Raw genomic sequence first — 25,936 nt, 5'->3', positions numbered from 1 at the left:
AAATCCCTGATTTTTGCGTCGCCGGATCGATCAGGTGACGCCACCGAATGGAAAAAATATGGCTTATACCCGCAGAGAGATTTTGAAACAAGCGGCCTGGACCACTTTGGGCGCCAGCGCCTCGCTGCTGGGAATCAACGCGCGCGCAGCCAATCTGCCCGCTGTGATTCGGTTCGGCGTGGCGCAACCCGCGATCGGCAATCCCCCTGCGTTCTCCGGCAGTTCCGCGGCGATCGCACATGCCAAGGGCCTGGTGGAAGAAGAGTTCAAAGCTGACGGCGTCAAGGTGGAATGGTATTTCTTCAAGGGTGCCGGGCCAGCAGTGAACGAAGCATTGGTCAACAACCAGCTCGACTTCGCATTTCAAGGCGATCTTCCTGCCATCGTGGGCCGTTCTGCCGGATTGAAAACCAAGTTGGTGCTCGCCACCGGCATCCGCTCGAATATCTATCTGGGTGTCCCCATTGATTCGCCAATCCAGTCGGTAAAAGATTTGCGCGGCAAGCGGGTCGCCATTTTTAAAGGCACCAATGCGCAACTACCGATCAACCGGGTACTCGAAGCCAACGGCCTGACCGAAAAAGATTTCAAGTCGATCAATCTGGACACCGCTACCGCCTTCGCCGCGCTAACCACTAAAGATATTGATGCCGCGTTTGGCAACATCAATCTGCTCCGTTTGCGTGATAGTAAAGCAGCACGGATCGTCTACGGTAGCAAAGGCGGATCGCCTGTTTTCACCTGCCAGGGACATATTCTTGCGACCGAAGGTTTTGAGAAACAATATCCCGAAGCCACGGCCCGTGTGGTCAAGGCTATGGTGAAGGCGGCAAAGTGGTCTTCCGACGAGGTTAATCGTGAAGAAGTATTACGGCTCTGGGCACGCGCCGGTACCCCTTATGAAAACTGGAAGGAAGACTATGCAGGTGAGCCGTTGCGGGTGCGTTTGAATCCCAACTTTGATCCATTCCTGATCGCACGCTACAAAGATGCGGTGGAGCAGGCCTACAAATTCAAATTGAGTCGTGCCAAATTTGACGTCGACCAATGGATCGATCAACGGTACCTTAAAGCGGCATTGACACAATTGAAGCTGGAAAACTATTGGCCCGTGTATCAGGCCAACGGCAACATTGTGGGAACCTGAATGATGCACCAGTCCGCTACCATTCCACTCAGCGATCTTGGTCTCCAGATTGGCGCAGCGGCCGAGCCGCCATCACTCAGAGTCGGTAACGCAACGACCGCAGGTGTACCGGTAGCGCTTTGGCAAGCCATCAGATTGCGGCTATTGCCACGCGTGCTGGCATGGCCTTTTCCCCTATTCCTGCTCTTGCTATGGTATCTGGCGGCGCGCTACGAATGGGTCGCTCCGCAAGTGCTGCCCAGCCCACAGACAGTCGCTGCGACCTTTACAGACTTGCTGCGATCCGGTGAGTTATTCGATAATCTGAAGATCAGTCTGCTGCGCGTACTGGCTGGATTCGGGCTTGGCTTATTTGGTGGCCTGACACTCGGCGTGGCGATGGGACTATCACCGACTTTCAAAGATTATGTCTATCCATTGTTCAAGGCGTTCAGCCAGGTACCGGTGTTGGGTTGGTTGCCGTTGCTGATGTTGTTGGTCGGAATCGACGAAGCACTCAAGATCATTCTCATCTCTCACGCAGCTTTGGTGCCGATTACGCTCAATACTTACAAAGGCATACAAAACGTGCCATCGCGCTACGTTGAAGTGGCGCGGGTCTTCACTTTCACACGTTGGCAGCTTCTGTCGCGGGTGATCTTTCCAGCAGCGTTGCCGCCGATCTGGAACGGTATCCGTTACGGTTTTACGCACGCTTGGCTGGCATTGGTGGTGGTTGAACTGCTTGCCTCCTCGGAGGGTCTCGGTTACATGATTGTGTTCGGTCGACAACTGTTTCAGCTTGATGTAGTCATGGCATCCGTGGTCGTGGTTGGGATCGTCGGCTTTACTTTAGACAAACTGCTGGCGCTCATCGAGGTCGGACTTTTAAGCTGGCGCCGAGAAGGATTTTGAGGAGATACGTATGTCAACTTTGCAGTCAGCCACCGCCAAAAAAGACCACTTTGTGCCGCCATTTTTGCGCGGGTGGGTGTTGCCGTCCTTGCTGCTGCTGGCCTGGTGGGCGGCGGCGCGCTTTGGCTGGTCAAGTTCGCCGTTGCTGGTGCCGATAGGACATGTCTGGGCTTTCGGCGTGCAGCAAGTAGTCAGCGGTGAATTGTGGATCGCATTAAAAGCCAGTTTGTGGCGCGATCTGCTGGGCTTCGCCATCGGCGCACTCGCCGGACTGACCTTCGGGACCGCCCTCGGCTTATCGCGCCTGTTTGAAAGCATGATCGGTCCGACCTTCCACACGCTCAAACAAATTTCCCTATTTGCGTGGATTCCGCTGCTGTCGGTATGGTTTGGTTTGGGTGACGCGGCCAAAGTCGCTTTCTTATCGCTGGCGGCATTTTTTCCCGTAGTGCTGAACACGTTCGAAGGTATCCGCAGCGTGCCCCATGATGTGATTGAGGTCGCGCATGTGCTGAAATTTACACGCTGGCAAATGCTGACCAAAGTCGTCCTGCCGTCTGCCTTGCCCTCCATCTGCGCCGGGATTCACCTTGCGCTGATCTACGCCTGGCTTGCCACTTTAGGTGCAGAGTATCTATTAGTCTCCGGCAAGGGTATTGGCAATACCATGATCGATGGGCGCGAATTATTTCGTATGGATATGGTGCTGTTTGGCGTGATCGTGGTTGGTCTGGTCGGCTTCAGCCTGAACTGGATCGCAAGCCAGATTGAGCGTCGATTGCTGGCATGGCGCGGAAGTTCAATTGCACAGTTTTGATCTGCACACATTTTCAGGAAAAAAATAACATGGCGCATGCAGGTACGCTGGAAATCCAGCATCTCAGCAAACAATATTCCCTCAGGAACGGAACGCTTCCGGTACTTGATGACATCACCCTGACCATTCAGCCAGGTGAGTTCCTCAGTATCGTCGGTGCCAGTGGCTGCGGAAAATCGACCTTGCTGCGGCTAATCGTCGGGTTGGAAGACGACTATCGCGGCGAAGTATTGCTGGATGGAAAACGCATCGTCGGTACCAGTCTGGAACGCGGCATCGTCTTTCAGGAGCATCGGCTATTTCCCTGGATGACGGTCGAGGGCAACATCTCGCTCGGCTTACTTAACGCGGCACTCACACCCGGACAAAAGCGCCAACTGGTGCAACAACATATTGAATTGGTCGGGCTAAGCGGTTTCGAAAAATCTTATCCCCATCAACTATCTGGCGGCATGGCGCAGCGCGTGGCGATAGCGCGGGCACTGGTGAACAAGCCAGAAATTTTATTACTCGATGAACCTTTCGGCGCGCTCGATGCGCTCACCCGTGCCTACCTGCAACAAGAACTGCACCGCATCTGGCAGGCCGAAGGCATCACCATGATCCTGGTCACCCACGATGTGGAAGAAGCCATTTATCTCGGCGATAAAGTGGTCGTCATGGAACCGCGGCCGGGACGCATCCGCCGCATCGTTCCGGTCAATCTGGCGCATCCACGCGAACGTGCCGGATTGCCCTTCGTTGAGGTCAAGGAACAAGTTCTGCGCGAGTTTTCGGGGGACGCAGCAACCTCGGCGGAAGCGCCATTGCGGGTGCCCGAGGCAGAGCTGGTACGTGGACCGTTACCGGCCACTTTTTTGTTCGCCGTTTAAATGGAAAAAAATCTGGCAAGGTTGTTATCGGACGTGACCGGTATTACAAATCGCCGATCACTTCGCTTGAATTTTGCTCCTGATTGCTTCTGAAAATAGCAGTGTCATGGATTTCTTCACACCGTAATGTCATTGAGGACCACTTAACATGAGCATAGCTAATTTAGATCTTCTTCCCGTCGCGGCTCGTATCGGTGCCGAAATACGCGGTATTCGCTTGTCCGGAGCAATCGATAACGAAACCTTCGAAGCACTTCGCCAAGCGCTGTTCAAATATAAAGTGTTATTTTTTCGCGGCCAGCACCATGTCGACGACGTCGCGCAGGAGTCCTTTGCACGCCGCTGGGGAGACTTGGTCGCGCACCCAACCGTCCCTGTGCGCGAGGGTACCGACTTCTTGCTGGAACTCGATTCAAACCATGGCGGACGCGCCAATTCCTGGCACACTGATGTCACCTTTGATGTGGCTTACCCCCAAGCCTCAATCCTGCGCGCAGTCGTGATTCCGCCGGTTGGTGGCGATACCGTATGGGCCAATACAGCCTCTGCGTATAACGATTTGCCCGAAAATATACGGAAACTGGCCGATACCTTATGGGCCTTGCATACCAACGATTACGACTATGCCGCTACCCGACTTAATCCAGGCGACGAGGGCGTGCGTCGTTATCGGGAAGTATTTACGGCAACGCTGTTTGAAACCGAGCATCCGGTCGTACGCGTGCATCCAGAAACCGGCGAACGCACGTTAGTACTAGGGCACTTCGTCAAGAAGCTGCTGGGCTACACCTCGGTCGATTCGGAACGCTTGGTATCTTTGCTTCACAGTCATGTGACCCGCCTCGAAAATACCGTACGCTGGCGCTGGGCGGTAGGTGATGTCGCGATGTGGGATAACCGTGCTACCCAACATTATGCGATCAACGACTACGGCGACCAGCACCGCGTTGTCCGACGCGTGACGATAGCCGGTGATGTACCGATAAGTGTGGATGGTCGTACCAGCGTTGCCCGCAGCGTCGCAGTGCGTCCGACCGCTGCACGCCAGCCGGTAACGGTTTAAACGATCACTCCATTATCCCTGGGCGTCTACCCCGCCTCCAATGCAGAGCATAGGAAACAACATGACCAAACCGCAACCCCACATGAAGCTAGGCGCGTTTTTGCAGGCGACCGGACACCACGTCGCTGGCTGGCGTCATCCTGACGCTGAAGCCAACGCCGGTCGCAGTATTGCGCATTACCGACAGATTGCACAAACGGCCGAACGCGCCAAATTTGACGCCTTGTTTCTTGCCGATGGCGTCGCTATCCGCGCCCATGACACCGATACGCTCTATCGCACCGCACGCGGTGCAACCTTCGAACCGCTGACCCTCCTGTCTGCGTTGTCTGCGGTCACCGAACGGATCGGATTAGTGGCAACAGTCTCTACCACCTACAACGAACCTTTTCACGTTGCCCGCAAATTCGCCTCTCTGGATCATCTTAGTGACGGCAGGGCAGGCTGGAATGTGGTTACCTCATGGTCAGATGCAGAAGCCCGCAACTTCAATCTTGACAAACATCCTGAGCACGGCGCGCGTTATGAACGCGCCGAAGAATTTGTCGATGTCGTCAAGGGTTTATGGGACAGTTGGGAAGATGATGCATTTACACTCGACAAGGCCAGCGGCACCCATTTTGACCCCACCAAACTGCATACGCTGAATCATCACGGCCGCCATTTTTCCGTGCGCGGACCATTGAACGTGGCCCGTCCAATCCAGGGACATCCGGTCATCGTTCAGGCTGGATCGTCAGAACGGGGTCAGGAACTTGCCGCGCGTACCGCCGAAGTCATTTTTACCGCGCAACAATCACTGGAAGATGCGCAAAAATTCTACGCCGGTCTAAAAGGAAAATTAGCAAAATATGGCCGCGACCCGTCCCGGTTAAAAATCATGCCGGGCGTGTTTCCTGTGGTCGGACGGACGGAAGCCGAGGCCCAGGAAAAGCATGAACAGCTGCAGTCTTTGATTGACCCCAGCGTCGGTCTGGCAATGCTGTCCCATCACCTGGGCGGCATCGATCTGACTGGCTATCCTTTGGATGGACCGATCCCGCACGATCTGCAAGAACCGAACGGCACCAAAAGCCGGTTTCAGTTAGTGAGCGGCATCGCGCTCAAAGAAAATTTAACGCTGCGCCAGTTATCATTGCGCGTCGCCACCGCACGCGGTCATTGGTCCATCTATGGCACGCCAGAAAGCATCGTTGATCGACTGGAAGACTGGTTCCTGCACGGCGCTGCGGACGGCTTCAACATCATGCCCCCGACTTTGCCCGGAGGACTCGACGATTTCGTTGCGCTAGTGTTACCGGAATTAAGACGGCGGGGACTGTTCCGCACCGAATACGAAGGGCGCACGCTACGCGATCATCTCGGTCTGGCCCGACCGCCTCATCAGCGCAAACGACAAGAGGAGGTGGCGGCTTAATTCGGATGGGTCAAGAGGTTGGGGTGTGCGGTTGAGTCACCGCCCTCGATCAAGCAGGGTGGGCGGCAAATGATGAGGTTGATCGACTGGTACACAAAAAAACCAACAAGCCCGAAAGCTTCCTCGGCACCGCCGCCCATTGAAGGCACGCGAAGACGGACCAGAAGTATCGAACGTCATCGTGGCTTCTGCTAAGTATTGATTCGGTCCGCCTCAATTTTCGCTGAAAAATGTTTGTCGGTGTGACCGCTGTTTCCACTGCAATGACCTGCTGAAACTGGTTTTGATGGCTACCATACCTCCACATATGGCTAATTGACATTTCCGGACGTCAATTTTGCCCCGGTACCCGCGTCCTTCAACCTCAACTCATCAATCATCGCAAAATTATGGATTCCACAGCACCAACCTCATTGACCGGTATTCATCTGATGGCGAAACCGATTGGTCCGCTGTGCAACCTGGACTGTGGATATTGCTTCTACCTTGAAAAAGAGAGCATGTTTCCACCGCGCCAACGGTTTCGCATGTCTGATGAATTGCTGGACGCTTATGTGAAAAATTACATCGCCGCGCAACCAGCACCGGAGGTTGAATTTACGTGGCAGGGCGGCGAGCCTACTTTGATGGGGGTGACGTTCTTTGAGCGCGCGGTTGCGCTGCAGCAGCGATATGCAAATGGAAAGACAATTCGTAACACCTTGCAGACCAACGGCACATTGCTGGACGATGATTGGGGCGCTTTTCTTAAACGCGAAAGTTTTTTGGTCGGTGTCAGTCTGGATGGCCCACGGGCGTTGAATGACGTGGCGCGTCCTGACAAAAAGGGGCGTTCAAGTTATGACGATACATTGCGTGGTCTGGCGGTACTGAGTCGTTACGCGGTTGACTTCAATGTGCTGGTGACCGTGTCGAGTGCCAACGTCGATCACCCTTTGGAAATTTATCGCCATCTGAAAGAAATCGGCGCAAATTTTATGCAATTTAATCCGGTCGTCGAGCGCGATGCGCAACCGAAAGAAACGGTGATTGGCCTGCATTTTTCTGCGCCGCCGACGTTGGCTTTGCCGAAAATAACCCAAGCATTAACCAGGGTGCCAGCCATCAAAGCTTCATTATCGGTCTTTGGTTTCGGTCTCCGGTCCCCAGTTAATACGCAGCCATCTTTCTGAGCGGAACAACTAGTTGCGCGGACAGAAATAGTCCTTATTTCCCCAGTAGCGTTAAAGTATGCTGCCATTCAGCAGCCCAGGCGTCCAAAAAATCATGCGTGCTAAATGCGCGCTTGAGAGGGGACATCGGCACCCGATACACATCGTTTAATCCCAATGCCAACGTAATCGGATTCCACACGATTTTATTTTTTGATTTTTTTGTGCTGCCTTTTACCCTCGCACCCTCATCGCCAAAGATACCGCCGCCGCCATCAAGAGCCTGTTCCAAATCAATTTTGACAAGTTTGGCAAACGCTATCAGGACCTGATCTTTGCTGATGCCGCTCTGTGATTCCCTAGCCTCATCGACGTTAATAACTTTAGGTTCCTTTTCGGCCTCGGCTTCGCGTTTGAGTTTGTTCGCCAGCCGCTCCAGATCCTTCTTTAAAAAACGTAACGCATCCAGTTCTCTGCGAAAGCCGGGAGGAGCGAGTTTGGTCACGATCCGATACACATCTTTGGTGATCGTAATCAACACATCGCTGCTGCCAGCGGCCAGGCGCTGGGTGTCACCCTCAAAAAAAATCGGCGCGGCATAACCGCCATTGGCATCCCCGAACAACGCCGGATGGTCAGCGTCATAGTCCAGCCAAACGTACGGTGTCAATCCGTTTTCTATGAGGCGCGCCAAAGTCCATGGCGTGCCGCCGGTGTGCTGCGCAAGCCAATGGCAAGCCTGCGCCGTGGTGGCCCGGAAAGGCAATTCTGTGATCGTCATGTGTTTCTTCCTTCTATTTCTTCTCAAACCGCCCGTATGGTGCTGGTGTTATTTTAGGGATCGCGCGTTAAGTGTGCGACTTTGCCACGATAGGGTTGACTAGACAAGATGCAATGTCGCCAAGGGTTTGAGTTGCCACCACCAGACCAAGTAATGATAGCGGAATATTATTAGGAATACCTAATAATATGCTCTTATTAGTGATTCCTAATATGTGGAACTACCGCCACTGGCTTCGCAAAAGCGAAGCCAGTGATTAAGACCTGGCCTTAAACCGCTAGCTCAGCTTCATCCGGTACAACCGGGGTAACTGGTAATCCGGACAAGCGTGCTAATGCCGCCTTCAGTCCATCAAAGCATGCCTTATCAATCGCGCTGCCGACCGTCTCGGCCATCATTTCAAGTGCTTGTGACACCGGAATCGGCCCGCGATAGGGGCGATCGGCCGTAATGGCATCAAAGATGTCTGCGGTGGTAATGATGCGTGTTTCGATGCTGATCGCTTCAGCACTCAGACCGCGCGGATAGCCCCGTCCGTCCAATCGCTCGTGATGCGCTCCGGTGACGCGGGCCAGTTCAGCAAACGCATTAATGCGCGATAAAATGGTTTCGGTGTACACCGGGTGCAGTTTTATGGCCTCCCACTCTTCTGCGTCCAGTTTGCCCGGCTTGTCCAGCACACTGTTACTGACGCCAAGCTTTCCGACATCGTGTAATAAAGCGCCACGCTTGAGCCATCGACGGCGTGCGAGTGAGATCCCGAGCGCCTCGGCAATCAAGTCGGCATAGAACGCCACGCGAGCACTGTGTCCGCTGGTGTAAGGACTTTTGGAATCGACAACCTGACCGAAAGCGGCGGCGATGTCGTCCAGATAATCATCGTCCACCGGGACCGCATGAGTGGTTGGTTCAAGTGCAAGAACCGCCTGCGCGATATCCGGCGCGGTCAGTCTGGACCAGAACACGCCTGCTTTGGCAACGCGTTCAAAGGCTTGCACCAGCTGCGGATCGAACCATCGACCTGAACGTTGGCGTAATTCTTTCATTGCCGCCTTGATGCCGTCGGCGGTTAGAAATACATCAATGACTTGTGCCATCAGTGCAATTTGAGAAAAAATGGGGATCGCATTGCCTGCCAATCCATCGGGTTTGCCTTGCCCGTTATGGTGTTCGTCCAGGCTATAGATACCGCCTGCGACGTCTTCGGAGAAGCGCAATAGCCGTGCGATTTCCGCACCCCGCTGGCAACGGGTGGTGATCAATTCGTGGGCACGCTCACTGCCGTCACGCAAGATGGTCAAGACGTTCAGAAATCGCTCTGCCAGTCCAGCCTTCAACCCAGTGTGAGTAAGGACAAATTTAAGCACTTGCGGCAAATTTTCTCCAACCGTTTTGAAGTCGCGCTTGAAGCTGATATCGTCGGTCAGATAGAGTTCGCAAATGCGCGCTGCATTGCTGCTGCAACCCAAATCTTTGAGCAGTAAGGTGTAATACAGATCCCAAAGCTGGTCTTCAGAAAGCCCGATTTCGCGCCCGATGTGCATGCCAATCCAGCAGCAGCGAATGCAGTGCCCGGCAGGCTGCCCCTCGGTAATATCGAGCGCATAACTTAGCGCCCCGATTAATTCGGACAGTTTGATCCCGGCTATGGGAGGGAATGAATCCAAAGTAGTATGAAGGTTTTGCATCGGCGCTCGTCCCTGCTTAGCATAAAAGAAACAGTATATTACGCGAGTGATGTGCTACTTCGCGACGTTTTTGGTGATATGGCGTGGAGGAAATGCGTGGTGATCAGGGACTGGCACAATCGCTTGGATCAGCGCGGTGCGCCATTTGGACTATCTGAAACCCGGGCTCTTTGGCGAGAGCTAGTGTGTTCAGTCGTAATTAATCGGATTTAAATTTGTGACTGAATCTAAAATTTGAGCGGGACCGTTTTCGTTTGCAACCCTTTACAACTGTTCAGTCACCGTCTCAGATATCAACTGTTTTCCTGATTGCAAAAGCTGTGCAAACGCTTCAGCGGTGACCGGCCTGCTGAAGAAATACCCCTGCATCTCGTCGCAACCACTGCCGCGCAGATAATTCAGTTGTTGTTCGGTTTCGACGCCTTCGGCAATGACTCTGAGTTTAAGGGCGTGCGCCAGCGTAATGATCGAGGTGACAATCGCGGCGTCATCGCCATCTCCTGCACCGATATCGGAAACGAACGTACGGTCGATTTTAAGTACATCGATCGGCAGGCGTTTGAGATACGACAGGCTCGAATAGCCGGTGCCAAAATCGTCGACTGATATTCCCACGCCAAGGGCCTTGATGTTGCGCAGCACACCGATTGCCTGGTCGACATCGTTCATGATCAGACTTTCGGTCAGTTCCAGCTCCAATTGCTTCGGTGAAAGCCCGCTGTCGGCCAATATTTTCGCGATGGTCTCGGACAGATTTTGTTGCGCGAATTGGCGGGCGGACAGGTTGACAGCCACTTTAATGGACGGAAGGCCCGCTTCTTGCCATTGCTTGTTTTGTGAGCAAGCCGCGCGCAGCACCCAGGTGCCAATCGGAATAATGAGCCCCGTTTCCTCTGCGATATCGATGAAGTCGGCTGGATAGAGTAATCCTTCCTCCGGCTGCTGCCAGCGGATAAGTGCTTCCATTCCGGTAATGGCGCCCGAGCTTAAGTCGACCTGGGGCTGGTAATGCAAAACAAATTCTTCGCGTTCGATAGCCAGCCGCAAGGCGGCCTCAACCCGCAGGCGCTTAAGCGCCATCTGGTTCATGTCTGCGGTATGAAATTGAAAGTCATTGTCGCCTTTGCGTTTGGCGTGATGCGCTGCGATGTCAGCGCGATCTAGCAGCATGTCAACGTGGTCGCCATCTTGCGGATACCGCGACACGCCCATGCTGCAGGTCACGAAGAATTCCTGCTCACCAAAAACGATGGCGCGATTGACTACCGCTATTAGTCTCTGTAATGCGGACATTGCTAACTTGCCAGCCGGTTGCTCTTGCATGACGATAATAAATTCGTCGTCACCCCAGCGCGCTGCGGTATCCGATTCCCGGATAGCATCTCGCAGTCGATGTGCGATGATCGTCAGGAAGCGGTCGCTAGCCTTATGGCCAAAGCTGTCGTTGATGATTTTAAAGCGATTCAGGCTAATGAATAAAACCCATACCTGTCGGTTGTAACGCCCGGCCAACGCGAGGACCTGTAGCAGTCGGTCGCGCAATAGCGCACGATTCGGTAAGCCAGTGAGCTCGTCGTGATACGCCATGCGCATCAGTTTGGCTTCGTTATTTTTGGCGACGGTGATGTCGTACTGTGAGGCGACGAAGTGCGTCACAATACCTTGGTTGTTGCGTACCGGTGCGACATACAAATGATTCCAGAACATGCTTCCGTCCTTGCGATAGTTGCGCAGGACGGTATTGCCCTCCCGCCGTTCTCGTATCGCAGCCCGGATTTCTTCTAGCTCTGGCTGGTCCAAATCGGTCCCTTGCATGAATTTGCAATTTCGGCCGATCACCTCGGCCGCCGAATAACCAGTGATATTTTCGAAAGCGGGATTCACGTATTCGATTTTAAAACCGGGGGCGATTGCGCTGGTAACGATCATCGCATTCGCGCTTGCTTCGATTGCGCGGTGACGTAGCGCCAATGCGAAATTCGTCTGATCTGGGGTAAGAGTATCGCCAAAAAATCCAGGGTTATTTTCAGGTGGCTGCACGTCGCTTTGCATGCCAGCGAGGACCATCAAATTAAGCTGGTGAGCAGAAGCAGGTGTGTCGTTTTCCATGGCTAATCCTGTCATTAATTCAGAAAAAGTAGTTTGGTCGCGTTAGTAAGGTTAATGCGTTTTGGCAACGTCCAATACGGGCGTCTCGCGCTATATCTCTGTTGCTCGAGCCTAGTTGCGAACGCAGCATGAGATAAATTGCGAAAACAGAGTTGCCGGCGCAATTCGATTACGTGAATTCCGGAGGTGGCGCCGCGGGTGAATCAGTTATCAGCGACGTTTTTCTTGAAGAGTCTCTATTTGCGGCGAGCCTGCATTCAGGCAAATTATTCTTGAAGATACCTTGATCATAACGGGCGCTTAAACGCTCAAAACTGACAAATGCTGACTTATATGTGAACTTGTAGGGACGATGAATTCTAATAATGAAGATCAAACCCGCAAATTACCCGGCGCGGCTTCTACTTAGTTTTATCCGGAATAGAGCGTCAAAAAACGTTTTCAAAAAGTTATTCTACAGCGGGACCGGCGGCCGCGGTTTTCATTGCAGCTTTGTAAACGTTAAATTCAATATCGCAAAAGGTGTTGCATTAAAGATTGGCAGGGATGGGAAAATGGTATCGCGCATGCCGGCGTTTTCTTGCAAAGTCCTATGGTGCCAGATTCGCTAGCAAATATAAATCCTACAGAAAAATAAGGGTTTAACCGATAGTAATCAGATGCAGTTTTGTTATCGTGACTGTTTAATGTATTTGCTGCGCACGCCGTCGCTTGTCCGATTTCTTTACGAGTCACTATGATCAAAATTAATCACGCTCTGTCCTTATTAACGGAAGACCATAAGAAAATTCGCGCAATGTTTTTGCAATATTTGGCGCTCCCGGATAGGCAACAAGCGCAAAAAACAAAACTGCTGACTGCCATTTTTCGAACTTTGGCCGTGCACGTTCAGTTGGAAGAAGAAATTCTGTATCCTGCCATAGGAAGCGCGGCGGGCGACCCGCGCTTCTCAGAGGAAGGACTGTTGAAGTTTACGGCGACCAAATCCCTGATAAAAGACATAGAAGACATGGATTCAGATGACCCCTTCTACGACCAAAAAATGCGCATATTTGCGACCCAATTTTTCGCGCGCGTGGAAGAGGAAGAAGGCCAATTGTTTTCGCACATACGCGCGAGCAATATAGATCTTATCGCCCTTGGGGAAGATATGGCGGTCTTTCGAGATGAATGATTAGAAGCTTTCAAAGGCTATATCGTCTATAAAAAACGCCAGCTATGAAATCCACTATTCCGTTGAAAAAAAGGGGCTTGAAACGCGTTCGGGCCGATCCTATATTGGAGACGGTGGGGTACCTCTTCTTTTTTTTGGCGGAGAGGTTGCCATCAGGTCGAAAGCGTCGCCAATTGAATCAGCGATACTTTCGTATTTTGATCCTGACAATTTGAAAGGAGTGAAAGCACCATGTTCTCGTCTTCGATGCAATTTCCCAATAACTTATTGTCTGAGTTTGGCGATATTCAACGGCAGTTTGAACAATTTTTTGGAGTGGTTGAATCGCCTTCAAGTATTCGTGCCGTGCGTCGTGGCACATTTCCCTCCGTTAATATGGGCACTACGGATGACGCCATTGAAATCTACGCTTTGGCACCCGGGGTGGATGCTTCCAAGTTAGAGCTGACGGTCGACAAAGGGCTACTGATCATCGCAGGTGAGCGCAAGAACCCGGTATCGGCAGACGAGCAGAATAAATTGAGCATCTATGCTCGCGAGCGTTTCGATGGCGCTTTCAAGCGCGTGATAAGTCTGCCGGAAGATGTGGACTCCGAGAACGTTAATGCTACCTATAAAAACGGGGTACTGCGTGTCGTGATTCCAAAGCGGGAATCTACAAAGCCACGGCGCATCGAAGTTCACAATGTGATCTAACCGATTTTTATAGAGAGGAGGATTGACATGGATAATCGACCAGAATTGGCGCAACACAAGACCAGCAACAATGAAGGGAAATTCCTACTTCCCCTCGTTGACGTGATCGAGGACGAAAACGGAATTACTCTCACGGCTGACTTACCCGGCGTCACCAAGGAAAACCTCGCAATTCGCGTAGACGCTGATACGCTGACCATTGAGGGCGCTTTAACTTTGGGCGAAGCTGAAAGTGTGGCACCGGTGTATGCTGAAATTCGCGCGGCGCAGTACAAACGCACGTTTACTTTAAGCCGCGAACTGGATGCAGCGCAAATTGCCGCATCCATTAACGACGGCGTGCTTACGCTCCATATACCAAAGCGCGAACAGGCCAAACCGCGAAAGATTGAAGTCACCCTTTCGTAGCAATGGAATAGTTGCAAGTGTTTAATGAGTCTGCCCCGACCGCCAAGGTCGGGTGCCATTCAAGGGGAGCGAAATGCGCACCTTATTACTCCCAGAGATGCTGAAAACAATCCAACGAAAAGTACGTCACAGTCATGCCAGACACATCTTTGAAAGCAGATCAGATCAGCGTCTGGAGCTGGAAGATTTGGCGCTGGATACATACGATTTACTGAACCAGGTCAATAGCAATTTGCTTCGCATGATAGAGCTTGAGCGGTCTCTGAATACCGCAACTGAACTGGCCGGTTCAAGGGAGATGCGCAGATGCCGACGACTATTGAAGAAAATCCAGGAAGTGAGCGGCGTGGAGCAGTCTACGATGATGAGGCAACAAACAGATTCGCCTGATTAACTGGATGACGCGCTTCGCTCACTCCCCAAGGCGCGCAGGTCGCACGGAGGGCTAAACAGGTTTCCTCTATAATTACCAGCTTCAGTTACCGGTTTTCCTGGGAGGTCCTGCATGGCTGAGCTAATTCTCACCACCTTCGATTGGGTTCCTGAAATGCCGCGCGGCTATGTGCGTGACCTGCGGGTGCGTTGGGCATTGGAAGAGGCTGGGTTGCCCTATCGCGTAGAGAGCGTGCCATTTCACGCTCGGAATGCTGAGCACTTCTCGCATCAGCCATTTGGCCAGGTGCCGTGGTTGACCGATGGAGACCTCTCGATCTTCGAAAGCGGCGCGATTCTGCTACATCTGGGCGAGCGCAGCGAAGCGCTGATGCCTGCCGATCCACTAGACCGTAGCGAGGTCATACAATGGCTCTTCGCGGCGCTCAATTCCGTCGAAGCGGCTAGTCTGCCATGGTCTATTTTTGTATTCTCCGGCGAGAACACTGAAACGCCTGGATGGAAGCTACTGGACGGGTTCCTTAAGGCCCGCCTGGGGCACATGGAGGCGGTGCTAGCAAAACGGGAATGGTTAGCCGGAACTTTTTCTGTAGCCGACATAGTTATGGCGGACGTTCTGCGTCTTGTCGATCGTTTCGAAGGACTTGCGACATTCCCGGCCTGTCGTGATTATGTCTCCCGAGCAACAACTCGCCCTGCTTTCGTAATAGCGCACGCAGACCAGATGGCGCATTTTGCTGCTGCAGATTAGCGATATTGACATCCGCCACACCTTCTCGCAACATCGCAGACGGTTGTTCACTTCGTTAGGCTCTACTCTAGGGTAGGCGTTTGTGTGCTCGAATTTGACTATTTAGACGTACATCACTTGTAGTATCAAAAAATCCATCCTTTATAGGCGCTCTCATTGATCATATCTTCTTCGGCGAGCCGAAGTGACATCTCTTTATTATTTTCATTAAACTTTAAACAATTTACCCATTGTCAACTTGCTATAATGATTTTTTGCTCCCTCTTTTTTAGTTTCCCTCTCCTGACATGACAAAGCTTGAATACGTCAATGCCGATCTTGAAGATGCGGCGCTTGATATTGGCATTTATCGCAGTGGGCGTGCCGCCAGCATGGCGGGTCTCTCAGTAGAAACGCTACGGGTGTGGGAGCGCCGCTATGGTATATCGACGCCGGACCGCTCTCCAAATGGTCAACGCCTTTATTCGCGCGAACAAGTACACCGGCTACAGCTAATACGAAATTTGGTGGATCAGGGCCATCAGATCGGCGCGCTGGCCAATTTGACGAGTGAAGAGTTGTTGGCGCTCGGCGACCCGCTAATATCAATTGGTGAGGCGCGCGAACGTCCTATACGGGTTATGGTAGTCGGAGAAAATCTCGAGCAACGGATGACAAGCGGTGGACCTGCTAATTGGGCATTGGAAGTGGTGCACGCAGCACGAAACCTTGACGCAAGCTCGGACGCACTCGGCAAGGTGGATGCCGACGTATTGGTGATCGAAGTGCCGGAGTTGGAAGACGGCGCTGTACCCTTGATTACCGTTTTGCGTCAGATCACCGGCATCGCCGCCGTGATCGTGGTTTACCGTTTTTGCGGGGCTTCGACACTGCGCACATTGCGTAAGCAAGGTTATCTGGTGGTTCGCATGCCGGCTGACCCGATAGAATTTGTTGTCCTGTGCGATGCCGCACTGGCGGCGCAGCCACCTCTGCCTTCTAAACGTGCCGCTGCTGGTTCGTCAACGATGCCAGCGTTACCGCGTCGACTGGATGACGAGGCCTTGACGACGCTGGTCTCCGTCGCCAATAATATCGGTTGCGACTGCCCGCGCCATTTGGCCGAAATTTTATTGATGTTGAATAGTTTTGAGCGCTACAGTGAGCAATGCGGTTCGCGCAATCCGGACGATGCGCATGTACACGCGCCACTCACTCTCGCCGTTGCACAGGCGCGTGGGCTGCTGGAGTCGGCGATGGAGCGACTTGCGCTGGCGGAAGGATTGCCGTTGCCAGCCGGATTGCGGCGCTAGCTTACCGGTTGCGGCCAGATAATGCACCGTGCCGCGCAAAGTACGTTCACTAGACAATCACGACACAAAACACGACGGATAATAGGGCGGCCGGTTCCGTGGCCTGGATATCATGCGCGCTCGCCATCTCTTGCTTCGAATCCAATGCGGAAAATCACGCTCTCCGACCAGATCAGCAATATAGGTTCTAAGAGGGAGCCGCCGAGGTCACAATGGCAAGCCCTGCTTTCTTCCCGAAGCGGACGGATGCCGAAGCTTTTCTTGCGTTTGAGTTTAGGGCCTTATTGCCAGAGCAAGCCTCGCGGCATCTTTCGCCGGAGGTTGTCCAAACTCTCGTGCGTATTCTCTGCTGAACTGGGTTGAACTCTGATAGCCGACTTTATAGGCTGCTGCGGTAACACTGTAACCGGCAGAAATAAGCAAAGTACGCGTTTTTAGCAGGCGAATTTGCTTTTGATATTGAACCGGACTGAGTGCCGTTAGTGACGAATTCGAGTCGCTATTGGCTTCTCAAACCGCTCTGGGGCGAGTTGGAGAACCAGAGGAAGTTGCGAAAGTAATCGTGAGCCTTTTAACGGAAGACAGTGGCTGGATAAATGCACAAACTATCGAAGTCGCTGGCGGCTTCGCCATTTGATATGAAAGGAAGAACGTCATGTTGGACCATGTATTCCTATCAGTCAGCGAGATTGATCGCTCTATAGCGTTTTACACTGTCGCCCTTGCGCCGCTTGGCATAGCGAATCGACTCGATTACGATGGTAAAGATGGGCCGCCGGGCATCCAGACCTCAAGGGATTTGGGACTCTTGGCCGCATGTCCTTTTGGTTGCGCCAGGGTGTAGTGGACAGTCGTGCCGCGCACATTGGATTTATCGCACGCAGCCAAGCCGCCGTCGATAAAGCCTACGCAGCGGCCCTGGCCTCTGGTGGTAGTGACAATGGCGAACCTGGGTTGAGGCTTCATTATGACCCGCGCTATTACGCAGCAAATGTACTGGACACTGACGGGTAGAGCCTGGAATTCGTATACAAAGGTTGGCAGGTATAACGCATGGGCACTTTACTCATTTACGGAGCGACCATTCGATCTTGGCACGGGTAAAGTAAATTGCTTTCCAGTCACATTGCCGGACTTTCCCCCACCAGGTGGCGAGCTATGCAGGTTCCAAATATAGATACTTTCGTTCCTGTTGCCGGAGGTAGCTTTCCAAATGACGATTTGTTCGCGCTCAACGTCGCAAGGGAGTGAATGAGTTGCGGTCGACCAGGTCATTTAGCGAAACCACGCAAAAAAATTGTTTTGATTAGTCTTATAGTTGATAATTGCAGCCATGAACGATACCCAAAACCGCCCCCCACTTCCTGATCGGCTCTCAGTCGATCCTCGTAGTCCCCACCACAATGCTGCCATATTTGAGCATGATGTTGGTATCAAGCTTAACGATAAAGAGCGTTTCGATGTTGAGGAATACTGCATTAGCGAGGGATGGATTAAAGTCCCGGCCGGAAAGGCGCTCGATCGGAAGGGCAATCCCTTGATGACTAAAGTAAAAGGCAGGGTCGAATCTTTCTATCGGTAGGTGTTTTTCTTGGGTTAGCATTTCTTAACTTCTTTGATTCTCAGCAAGGCGGGTGCGTTAGGGTTGTTTATATAGCGATAACACATCCGCTTTTCGCCTTGTGCAATCTGTCACTGTAATTGGCTGACCGGGAGGTTCCGCGTTTACCGGGCGGTCATTTGCGACATTCTCGTGCTGCAAACTGAAGCCAATAAAAAACAGCCACTTCCCAAGAAGATCAGCGCGGAGCTTGATATCAAGCGCGTGATTTTACTTGGCGATACGTTCTTTATAAGACCTGGCTCCGACCCACAGGCTATCGAAGACTGGGCGGATGCACCGCTGGCAAAACTGCTGCTGGCACAGCGCAGCGCCGTGAACAAACAAATCGCGCAGGATTTGCGCCGCAGCCAGGTAAAACGCATTACCAGCCAGCAAGCACCGGACGGCCAAACCTACACGGCGCGCAAGAAACGTAAAAATCTGTGGGGTAAAATCGGACGCATCAAGCGACAAGAGGCCGCCATGTTCACCAAGCTGCGCAAACAAAAGAGCCTTAAAATCTTGCAAGATGCCAATCAATGGCAGCGGGATTCCACCGAAGCGTGGCGTGTATTGCCCGGGTCATCAGGAAGGACTCAAGGACCGGGTCAGGGGAAAAGGGGGCGGAAATGCGTTATGCCGCCCGACCTTTACCCGGTTCTCGTGCTGAAGATCACGCGTTGATTCGGGAGTCGCTATTTCGGCATTTAAGCGGGTGTGAGGTAAAACTGCTTACGCCGGGCTGGCATGTAACTCGAGCCCGAGCGCCTTCATCACTTTAAGAATGGTGCTAAATTCCGGGTTACCTTCACAGGAAGTGCTTTATATAAACTCTCCCGTGCCCAGCCTGGATCCCGTGCGACCTGACTCATCGTGAGAGCGCCTGTGAGAAAGTCACGCCAAATTTTGAATTCAGATCGCGGGCATCTAGCCTTTACCACACAACTGGTCGGCAGCAGTATAGGTATACTCTGGAATATCCACCGAGCCGTACTCGGCCATGTGCTGTTCGAACAGCAGCTTGCTGCTTTCGGGCGACCCATTATCGGCAAGAATCTTTCGGAAGATATTTTCAACAGGTACGCCAGCGCGTATAACTCCGCACAGCGTCTCAAGTTCGCTGATGGAGATAGTGAACATTTGTGAGGGAGGCAGACTTCTCTCGTGCCAACGAGTGGCATCCCATTCCTTCGTGTCAATTGTCAGATCGCGCAGGGCATCGCCGTCACCGATGTTAAGCTGCTTGTAGGTGACGCATATGAAAATAATCAGCGGCCGTCTAAGCGAATCGGGTAGCCGTCTAACGGTCTCGACCGCCTGATCTGCCGCATGCAAAGCCGTCGTACGAAGTTTTTGTGTGAGCACTTCGGAGAGGTTATGATAAAGCTCGTCGTAGTGTCCTTCAATTCCTTTCGAATCGACCAGTAGCAACACTTCATCACTTATCACCGCGAAATCAACACATTTCCCTTTTCCATTCAAAAGCTTCTGCAATTCGTGCTCGCGGATGACCCTGTAATGAAGTTCATTAAGAACTCGGCCGACATAGGACTCGAAGGCGGGTCCAAATGAGCGCATGAACGCTTCAGCACCGCGGTCCCGAAGGACATCGTAGAGCGCGGTTTCAAGACTATGTTCGAGGACCTTGTGGTGGATGCACTCATCACCGCGAAATGTGCGAATGAATGGCATTCGGATCAGCGGAGATTGTTCACAAAGCTCTACTTCACGAGGTGTCCCGTACTGCGCCAGAATCGCAATGCGTCGATGGACTTCCTGCAAATTGAAGACAAGAAACTGCGTCACTAGCGGCCAGTCGCGGGCGTCCTCTGACCGAGGTTCCGGCCGCATCTTGGTAAGCGCCGGAAGTCCACGGAGGTCGCCTATTTGGCAAGCCATTCGAGCAAGCTGTCGAACGAAATTGCGAGGCCCGATGCCCGTACTAGCTGCGAACTCGCGGACGACCTGTTCGTCCGCCATGAGTTCACCAAATAACATTGCCTGTCGTGGTATCGCACCGACGTCAAATGGCCGTTGATACCAGATCTGTTGGAAAGCCGTCCGGCGCATGAAGATAGACGGTCGCGTTGGCCGATGTAATTTGCTTACTGCGTCCCAAATGCTCTGGGCCACAAAGTCGAAGTCGGAGCCAGTACATGTCCTTCGTCGCGTATTCGAATCCCACAATTCCACAGCCCATTTAATCATTAGAAGCGTAATGAAAGGTGTTCTCGCATACCATTCGTAGCCATCGTTTGGCATTCTTCTGATGCAATAAAAGCAAGCATCAAGGACTGACTCAACGCTTAGCTCTCTAAGCCGCGCTCGGGCCTGATCAACGAAGGCGTTGCCTGTTACCATGTCACCGATCGTATTCAATGAGATTCCTATCGAGTGCTCTCAAGATAATAGAGTAATCCGTTGCCCATCCCGGCTGCAAGTTGAATTGAAAACGAAGTCGGTGTGAGCTGGTTGAGGTTTGATCTTGGCCAAGTGCTGTCGATCTGACGTCGATCCTGGACGTCCGCTATCAGTCTGCAAGAGTCTTCCGAAAAAAAAGCCTGGGTGACCGCTAAGGCCGAAGAGCGGTCATCCGAAGCGACACCCGTGACCGTCTCTTCGTGGCCGTCTGCTGTCGGTCACGGTGATTGGCTGACCGAAAGGTCAAGCGCTTACCAAACGGGCGTAAACAATATAAATTTCCCGTTAATTGGTATGCGCTGCCGCAATGGTCACCTGTCAAGGTGAAGTCAAAACTTGGCTTGATCATAACGGGTGATATTGTGCCAAAACTGACAGACGCTGACTTTTGTACAAATTAGCAAATGTGATCTACCAAGTGGATGACAATCGTATTAACCTGGTCACGCTTCATTCCGTCGTGCCTTAACCTGCTTTTATAGATTAAAATTTATTGGCGCTATTGTTTGTCAATTAACTAAATAAAAATGCTTGCATAAAAGCTGTCATTTCAGCGCCAATATACCCTATTTAGTCCCATCGAGCGCCCATAAAAAAAGCGCATAAGTCTTTGAAATCAAAGACTTATGCGCTATGTTCTGGCGGGAAAGGGGGAATCTAATAATCGTCTGTAACCCTTATGTATAAAGGGTTCATGGTTTTAAAACAGACATTGTGGATGCAAACATGGATGCAAAAATAATTCCTTAAGCCTTTTTAGTGCTCGATTGCGTCATCTATACGATAGCGATGTGGGGCTATCATTCTAAGTCTTCCCGCGATCTCGATCCATTCGGCTAGCCTCTAGTCTGGTTTAGTTGCGCACCATTGTGTCAGCATTCCCTGAGAGCCCCGAAACGGGGGGGGGGCTCGATAAGCTCGGTCATCCTAATCAATTATTTCTTTATTTTTTCACCGAGTCGAGTCGCTATCTTTTCTGCGAGGGCATTTATTTCCGCATCTTTCAACCCTGCAATTAATTCGAAGCTTTGATTTAACCGGGCGGTTATTTCAGAGTTCATGCTGCGCTCGTTTCGATCTGCCGCCGCTTGTAATTGGGCTTTTAGCTCAGGCTGCATGCGCAGGCCAAACGGGGCGACATTAGAGATAGGTAATTTGGCTGATTTATTTGAATTTTCCATAGCTACATAGTGTAATTAAAAAAACCTTGACCATGTGACTTCAATATGTAATGATTTCAATCTGTAGTCATTACATAATGTAGCTATTAAAGAAAGGGTGATTTCATGGACAACATAAAACTTGCGCCACTTGGAATACGTATGAAGGATGAATTAAAGGCTTATCTTAGAAATCGGGCTGTCGAAAATCATCGCAGCTTAAATGCAGAGATTGTTGTTCGCCTAGAGCAAAGTAGAACGAATGAATTGGCGCGAGTTGGCCCGGGTACGAGTATTAATTGAGGATGTAAAAGCGGCAAGCGAGAGTGTTACTAGCACCCTCGCAGGCCTACCAAATTCACAAAATAGAGGTTTGTTCAAATGGTTACTAATAATAGCACTGCAAATGAAGTACATCAAAAACCATCGGCTAGCGCAAAGCAACACACAGCTGAATCAGAGCAAATAGCGACATCTGCAAAGCTACAGCGGTCAACCGCCCTGGAGGGAGCCAGAGACGCAGTCTGGGTAGCGGAGGTCGGCTACTGCAGCATCAGTAACAACATCACTCCCATTATGGTTGCTCTTGAAGCACTGGCTCATACCGATGGCATGGCCGGTGGGGAACTGCTCAAGAGACTTAACGCGATACAAAAGTTAGCGCGAGTCGGTGTTCGTGTGGCGTTCGACATGGAAAATACGATCGATTGCGAGCGCGAAGCCATGCAGGACAAGCTGAATGCGCTGGTCGGTGGTGCGGCATGAGCGCCACCACTAATTCACTCAAAGACCACTTCGCTGATGGCGCCAAACTTCTGACCTTGTTGGCTGGAATATCTGCCGTCAGTGAACTAATCGCCGGTTCCTCTGAGAGCCAGCACGCGGTAATCAGCGACGCAGCTTATCTGCTCTCTGAGCTGGCTAATGTGGCGTATGGCATTGCTGGGGAGTCAATGTAATGGCTAAAAATACCATCACCCCCGCACCAGTCAAAGCCATACCCGAACCGTTTAAGGCTTTCCAATGGCAATACGGCGAATGGAAGCACCATCATTCATTGCAGGCCGCTGCACTGGATATAGGAAAAGGGATAGCAACCATTCTCGAAATAATAGAGGCCGGGTTAGCGGCGCATGAACACTACGAAAAGCCAATGTTCAACGATAACGACCGGGCGAGTCTGCTAAGAATGGCGATTACGTCCGCGTCGTTACTCGCAGAAAAAGCATCTGACGAAATCGAGTTCGAGAACGATCGTTTTCTGAAGGAGCGGAAATAATGACCACGACTATCTACCAGAAAGCACCGGCACCAAGGCCAGCGGCTACTCACAAGTCATTTTCATGGATACATCCTCAGGTTAAATATGATGAACATGCGGACTTTTGCGCCTTAACGATGGATGTTTGCCAAGGTATTCAAACCTGCATTGATGTTGCACATATGAGCCATATGAACAGAGATAACGGCACGGCACCAGCGCTCAACCTCATGGATACGGAGCGCTTACTGAGACTTGCACTTGTATCGTCGCAGATGCTGGGAGAAATTGCCGCCGAGCGCATTGAAGCGTTCAATGATGTCGCTGGCAAGGAGGGCAAATAATGCTTTCTATCAAAGTCGTGAGGGTGGAAGCGGATCTCGTGCGCCAGTTTAGAGGAATGGAATACGACCAAAAAGAATTTATTATCAGGCTATGTACGCGCATGGCCACTGAGAGTAAACGCGAGATGGAAGCTTGTTTAGCCTTGATTGCTAACCACAACAAAGGGGTTAAATAATGCCCACTATCACAAAGAAAACGGCTACAAGTGAACGTCCGATGACTAAGCCGGTCGCAGTAGCATCAATAGCCAGCCCCTTTCTATCTAGCATTGACCTAGTGAAAAGAAAAAGAAATTCCGAGTTGGCTTTGACGGGTCAGGAAAAAGAAATGCTCAAGTCGTTCCGCAAAAATCCATACAAAGTCAGAGTGATGATTCTGGAGTTAACCCAGCGATCAGAGAAGAGGTATCAGGACGAAATGGATTACATACTTAAATATGCTGCGCCTCTCTGTTTGGTCCTCTAATGGCAAAGCGTGATTACGCCAAGGGATCTATCCCGTATGGGTTTGTATCGCTGCCCAAGGACATTATCCAGTCATCTGAATGGCAAACCCTGCCACCGAGTGCGATAAAACTTGCTATTGATCTGATGAGCCAGTACACCGGCAAGAATAATGGTCGGTTGTGTCCATCGATAACGGTCATGAAGCAATGTGGATGGAAATCCAGTAAAACGCTATTGGACGCCAAGAGCGCGTTATTGGAGTGCCTGTTTGTGGTGATGACTCGCAAGGGTCATCCACCAAGCACTGCGGAGTGGGTCGGCTTCACTTGGTGGAGACTTGATTACGATAGAGAAATGGATATAGATCCGGCTAAATTTCCGTACTTGAACTTTATCAATCTGATTCAGGCGACCAATAAATCGGCTCCGATAAAATTAACTTCTGTAGTTCAGAATCTGAAGCGATTAGCTCCAAAACAGGCCTCTGCTTGTTCAGTTTCTGAAGCGATGAGCTGAAAGTTTCAGGTTCATCACTTCAGTTTCTGAACAACTACACATAGGAGAGTGCCTATTCTTTAATCACTTCAGAAACTGAACATGTTCTAGAGGTTGCCATCTGTAGTGTTTTTCCTCTGTATGGTTTGTCCTTGAATCTATGGGGGAAAAAGGGGTAAAGAAGTGCGCGCGGCCCAAACGACGACCAAAAATTCGGAGCTGTTTCCGGTACCTCGTTGGCTTGATCCACCTTCTGGATTTCAAATCCGAATGATCGCCGAGGTGTATCCAGTTTTGGATATACCCCGGTCATCGATCACAGGCTTTTAGTATTCGGTGGCACTTAGCGGTCAACGCAATCTTGGTCGGATTTGGAATCGGAGTGGTCCCGCTAAGATTTGAGATAAGTCGGATTTCAAATCGGACTTCGTTTTACCCGGCGCTCTTATCCGAGTTACAAACGCGACTAAGCGCTCGATCATCAAAACCACAAATAAAGGAAAGCGCACGTTGCTGAGTGACGAGGACTTAAGGCTCAAACCCGATCAACCAATAAAGAAAGATTGAAACAGGGGGTTTCACGTGTGACATGATGAAACCCCCTGTTTCACCACAATACCTAATGGCAATCCAATTACCCGACCAATTACGCCGTCAAGTTCTCGACCTGCGCCGCACCCATTCGTTAAGCAAGGTAGCTGAAATGACCGCGCTACCGCTGGGGACCGTGAAAACGATATGCTCCCGATCCGGAGAGTTTCGCGATAACCCGAAGCACCGAGAGTTGTTCACTCTGCCGGCTATCAGAGAAAGCACCAGTACCGATCTGACCGTACCGGAATTGCCGCCTCAGAAAGACGTTACCGGTGATAAGGAGGTGGATGCACTTCTTTGGTTGCGCTCAGTCATCAGCACCGGCCAGGCTGCATTGATCGAAAAGGCTATGCTTGGTGCTAGTCGCATCAAAACACCGCTTGCCGAACTGGAGAAGCGCTACACAGCGCATTTGACTGCTATGCACCCTGGGTCATTTGCGGCAACGTTCGCATCATTCGGTTTTTCCGATCTTGAGGGGCTGGCAAAACGGTCTATCGTAAAACTGAGCAATCAGCAGGAGGCCAGCGCTCGCTTTGGCGAGGACCTATTTGCAAGCACGCCGGTCGAGCAGCTTTGCATTGAGGCGCTTGAGGGCCTAGAGCGTGAGAGGGGCTGGAAGTTTGACCAGGCCGAGGTAGATAAGAGATTTACAGCACGCACCGATCTGATGCCGCATACATTGAGCGATTGCTTATATGAGCTGGCGTACTGGGATCGCTTGTACAAGATGCGAGCAGCTGTTGATGGTGTTGGCGATCCGGCCGTTGAATCAACTGAGCGAGAAAGGTTTACATTCCGTCGCCTAGCCCACATTCGGGCCAAAACAAAGGATGAGGCGATTGCCGTGTTCCGCTACTTATCGGACTCGGGTCATATGGATGATACCGAAACCAATGACATACTTTCAAACCTGATTGGCTAGCAGGATGAAACAGGGGGTTTCGATACCAAAATT

General features: G+C 51.6%; 30 protein-coding genes and 2 pseudogenes. 24 read left to right on the top strand and 8 right to left on the bottom strand.

The window, feature by feature from the left end:
- Positions 1–58 precede the first annotated feature (58 nt).
- From JQN73_RS03195 to JQN73_RS03165, 7 genes are all read left to right on the top strand, one after another.
- Complete coding sequence (locus JQN73_RS03195; RefSeq protein WP_205321728.1) at positions 59–1,147, top strand: ABC transporter substrate-binding protein; 1,089 nt, start codon at positions 59–61, stop codon at positions 1,145–1,147.
- Positions 1,148–2,041, top strand: coding sequence for an ABC transporter permease (locus JQN73_RS03190; RefSeq protein WP_240162409.1), 894 nt, complete (start codon positions 1,148–1,150; stop codon positions 2,039–2,041).
- A 10-nt stretch (positions 2,042–2,051) separates the two neighbouring features.
- Positions 2,052–2,858, top strand: coding sequence for an ABC transporter permease (locus JQN73_RS03185; protein ID WP_205321727.1), 807 nt, complete (start codon positions 2,052–2,054; stop codon positions 2,856–2,858).
- Positions 2,859–2,887: 29 nt separating this feature from the next.
- The gene (locus JQN73_RS03180) at positions 2,888–3,730 is read left to right on the top strand and encodes an ABC transporter ATP-binding protein (protein ID WP_205321726.1); all 843 of its coding nucleotides are present in this window, start codon (positions 2,888–2,890) and stop codon (positions 3,728–3,730) included.
- A 148-nt stretch (positions 3,731–3,878) separates the two neighbouring features.
- On the top strand, positions 3,879–4,793 hold the full coding sequence (locus tag JQN73_RS03175) for a TauD/TfdA family dioxygenase (RefSeq protein ID WP_205321725.1): 915 nt from the start codon (positions 3,879–3,881) through the stop codon (positions 4,791–4,793).
- A gap of 61 nt (positions 4,794–4,854) precedes the next feature.
- Positions 4,855–6,210, top strand: coding sequence for an LLM class flavin-dependent oxidoreductase (locus JQN73_RS03170; RefSeq protein ID WP_205321724.1), 1,356 nt, complete (start codon positions 4,855–4,857; stop codon positions 6,208–6,210).
- Positions 6,211–6,599: 389 nt separating this feature from the next.
- A complete protein-coding gene (locus JQN73_RS03165; protein ID WP_240162408.1) occupies positions 6,600–7,382 on the top strand; it encodes a radical SAM protein in 783 nt (260 codons plus the stop codon).
- 34 nt (positions 7,383–7,416) lie between these two features.
- On the opposite strand, the gene JQN73_RS03160 is transcribed toward JQN73_RS03165, so the two are convergent.
- The 3 genes from JQN73_RS03160 to JQN73_RS03150 form a co-directional block, all read right to left on the bottom strand.
- Positions 7,417–8,142 (bottom strand): hypothetical protein, encoded by a 726-nt coding sequence (locus JQN73_RS03160; protein WP_205321723.1) that lies wholly within the window; start codon positions 8,140–8,142, stop codon positions 7,417–7,419.
- A gap of 269 nt (positions 8,143–8,411) precedes the next feature.
- Entirely contained in the window at positions 8,412–9,830 is a 1,419-nt protein-coding gene (locus JQN73_RS03155) for an HD-GYP domain-containing protein (protein ID WP_205321722.1), read from the bottom strand.
- A gap of 264 nt (positions 9,831–10,094) precedes the next feature.
- Positions 10,095–11,939 (bottom strand): bifunctional diguanylate cyclase/phosphodiesterase, encoded by a 1,845-nt coding sequence (locus tag JQN73_RS03150; RefSeq protein WP_205321721.1) that lies wholly within the window; start codon positions 11,937–11,939, stop codon positions 10,095–10,097.
- Positions 11,940–12,675: 736 nt separating this feature from the next.
- On the opposite strand from JQN73_RS03150, the gene JQN73_RS03145 reads away from it, so the two are divergent.
- From JQN73_RS03145 to JQN73_RS03120, 6 genes are all read left to right on the top strand, one after another.
- Entirely contained in the window at positions 12,676–13,113 is a 438-nt protein-coding gene (locus JQN73_RS03145) for a hemerythrin domain-containing protein (RefSeq protein ID WP_205321720.1), read from the top strand.
- Between the two features lie 231 nt (positions 13,114–13,344).
- The gene (locus JQN73_RS03140) at positions 13,345–13,809 is read left to right on the top strand and encodes an Hsp20/alpha crystallin family protein (RefSeq protein WP_205321719.1); all 465 of its coding nucleotides are present in this window, start codon (positions 13,345–13,347) and stop codon (positions 13,807–13,809) included.
- Between the two features lie 27 nt (positions 13,810–13,836).
- Positions 13,837–14,217, top strand: a complete 381-nt coding sequence (locus JQN73_RS03135; RefSeq protein WP_205321718.1) for an Hsp20/alpha crystallin family protein — start codon at positions 13,837–13,839, stop codon at positions 14,215–14,217.
- Positions 14,218–14,290: 73 nt separating this feature from the next.
- Entirely contained in the window at positions 14,291–14,611 is a 321-nt protein-coding gene (locus JQN73_RS03130) for a hypothetical protein (protein WP_205321717.1), read from the top strand.
- Between the two features lie 111 nt (positions 14,612–14,722).
- Positions 14,723–15,361 (top strand): glutathione S-transferase family protein, encoded by a 639-nt coding sequence (locus JQN73_RS03125; RefSeq protein ID WP_205321716.1) that lies wholly within the window; start codon positions 14,723–14,725, stop codon positions 15,359–15,361.
- A gap of 287 nt (positions 15,362–15,648) precedes the next feature.
- Positions 15,649–16,653 (top strand): MerR family transcriptional regulator, encoded by a 1,005-nt coding sequence (locus JQN73_RS03120; RefSeq protein WP_240162407.1) that lies wholly within the window; start codon positions 15,649–15,651, stop codon positions 16,651–16,653.
- A 273-nt stretch (positions 16,654–16,926) separates the two neighbouring features.
- On the opposite strand, the pseudogene JQN73_RS03115 reads toward JQN73_RS03120, so the two are convergent.
- Positions 16,927–17,121: pseudogene (locus JQN73_RS03115) on the bottom strand (helix-turn-helix domain-containing protein); the annotation flags it as partial.
- A 34-nt stretch (positions 17,122–17,155) separates the two neighbouring features.
- Here JQN73_RS03115 and JQN73_RS03110 point away from each other — a divergent pair.
- Positions 17,156–17,290 (top strand): SDR family oxidoreductase, encoded by a 135-nt coding sequence (locus JQN73_RS03110; protein ID WP_240162406.1) that lies wholly within the window; start codon positions 17,156–17,158, stop codon positions 17,288–17,290.
- Positions 17,291–17,406: 116 nt separating this feature from the next.
- Here JQN73_RS03110 and JQN73_RS03105 read toward each other — a convergent pair whose 3' ends face one another.
- On the bottom strand, positions 17,407–17,619 hold the full coding sequence (locus JQN73_RS03105) for a hypothetical protein (protein WP_205321715.1): 213 nt from the start codon (positions 17,617–17,619) through the stop codon (positions 17,407–17,409).
- A 367-nt stretch (positions 17,620–17,986) separates the two neighbouring features.
- On the opposite strand from JQN73_RS03105, the gene JQN73_RS03100 reads away from it, so the two are divergent.
- On the top strand, positions 17,987–18,235 hold the full coding sequence (locus tag JQN73_RS03100) for a DUF3297 family protein (RefSeq protein WP_205321714.1): 249 nt from the start codon (positions 17,987–17,989) through the stop codon (positions 18,233–18,235).
- Between the two features lie 171 nt (positions 18,236–18,406).
- On the top strand, positions 18,407–18,940 hold the full coding sequence (locus JQN73_RS03095) for a phage virion morphogenesis protein (RefSeq protein WP_205321713.1): 534 nt from the start codon (positions 18,407–18,409) through the stop codon (positions 18,938–18,940).
- A gap of 48 nt (positions 18,941–18,988) precedes the next feature.
- Here JQN73_RS03095 and JQN73_RS22400 read toward each other — a convergent pair.
- From JQN73_RS22400 to JQN73_RS03085, 3 genes and pseudogenes are all read right to left on the bottom strand, one after another.
- A pseudogene (locus tag JQN73_RS22400) lies at positions 18,989–19,128 on the bottom strand (addiction module antidote protein); the annotation flags it as partial.
- A gap of 55 nt (positions 19,129–19,183) precedes the next feature.
- Positions 19,184–20,236, bottom strand: coding sequence for a hypothetical protein (locus JQN73_RS03090; RefSeq protein WP_205321712.1), 1,053 nt, complete (start codon positions 20,234–20,236; stop codon positions 19,184–19,186).
- A gap of 1,376 nt (positions 20,237–21,612) precedes the next feature.
- Positions 21,613–21,858 (bottom strand): Arc family DNA-binding protein, encoded by a 246-nt coding sequence (locus JQN73_RS03085; RefSeq protein ID WP_205321711.1) that lies wholly within the window; start codon positions 21,856–21,858, stop codon positions 21,613–21,615.
- Positions 21,859–21,963: 105 nt separating this feature from the next.
- Between JQN73_RS03085 and JQN73_RS22730 the strand changes: the two genes are divergently transcribed.
- The 8 genes from JQN73_RS22730 to JQN73_RS03045 all read left to right on the top strand — a co-directional run bounded on the left by JQN73_RS22730 (position 21,964) and on the right by JQN73_RS03045 (position 25,903).
- The gene (locus tag JQN73_RS22730) at positions 21,964–22,140 is read left to right on the top strand and encodes an Arc family DNA-binding protein (RefSeq protein ID WP_205321710.1); all 177 of its coding nucleotides are present in this window, start codon (positions 21,964–21,966) and stop codon (positions 22,138–22,140) included.
- A 78-nt stretch (positions 22,141–22,218) separates the two neighbouring features.
- Positions 22,219–22,602: a hypothetical protein gene (locus tag JQN73_RS03075; RefSeq protein WP_205321709.1), complete on the top strand. Its 384-nt coding sequence runs from the start codon at positions 22,219–22,221 to the stop codon at positions 22,600–22,602.
- On the top strand, positions 22,599–22,796 hold the full coding sequence (locus JQN73_RS03070; protein ID WP_205321708.1) for a hypothetical protein: 198 nt from the start codon (positions 22,599–22,601) through the stop codon (positions 22,794–22,796). The genes JQN73_RS03075 and JQN73_RS03070 overlap by 4 nt, the downstream gene beginning before the upstream one ends.
- On the top strand, positions 22,796–23,116 hold the full coding sequence (locus JQN73_RS03065; RefSeq protein WP_205321707.1) for a hypothetical protein: 321 nt from the start codon (positions 22,796–22,798) through the stop codon (positions 23,114–23,116). Before JQN73_RS03070 ends, JQN73_RS03065 begins: the two co-directional genes overlap by 1 nt.
- The gene (locus tag JQN73_RS03060; RefSeq protein ID WP_205321706.1) at positions 23,116–23,442 is read left to right on the top strand and encodes a hypothetical protein; all 327 of its coding nucleotides are present in this window, start codon (positions 23,116–23,118) and stop codon (positions 23,440–23,442) included. Before JQN73_RS03065 ends, JQN73_RS03060 begins: the two co-directional genes overlap by 1 nt.
- A complete protein-coding gene (locus tag JQN73_RS03055) occupies positions 23,442–23,618 on the top strand; it encodes a hypothetical protein (protein WP_205321705.1) in 177 nt (58 codons plus the stop codon). Before JQN73_RS03060 ends, JQN73_RS03055 begins: the two co-directional genes overlap by 1 nt.
- Positions 23,619–23,907: 289 nt before the next feature.
- Positions 23,908–24,405, top strand: a complete 498-nt coding sequence (locus JQN73_RS03050; protein WP_205321704.1) for a hypothetical protein — start codon at positions 23,908–23,910, stop codon at positions 24,403–24,405.
- A 601-nt stretch (positions 24,406–25,006) separates the two neighbouring features.
- Positions 25,007–25,903, top strand: coding sequence for a hypothetical protein (locus JQN73_RS03045; protein WP_205321703.1), 897 nt, complete (start codon positions 25,007–25,009; stop codon positions 25,901–25,903).
- Positions 25,904–25,936 lie beyond the last annotated feature (33 nt).

The sequence above is a fragment of the Glaciimonas sp. PAMC28666 genome, assembly GCF_016917355.1.
Taxonomy (GTDB): domain Bacteria; phylum Pseudomonadota; class Gammaproteobacteria; order Burkholderiales; family Burkholderiaceae_D; genus Glaciimonas.
This window is presented reverse-complemented; position numbering and strand designations above follow the sequence as displayed.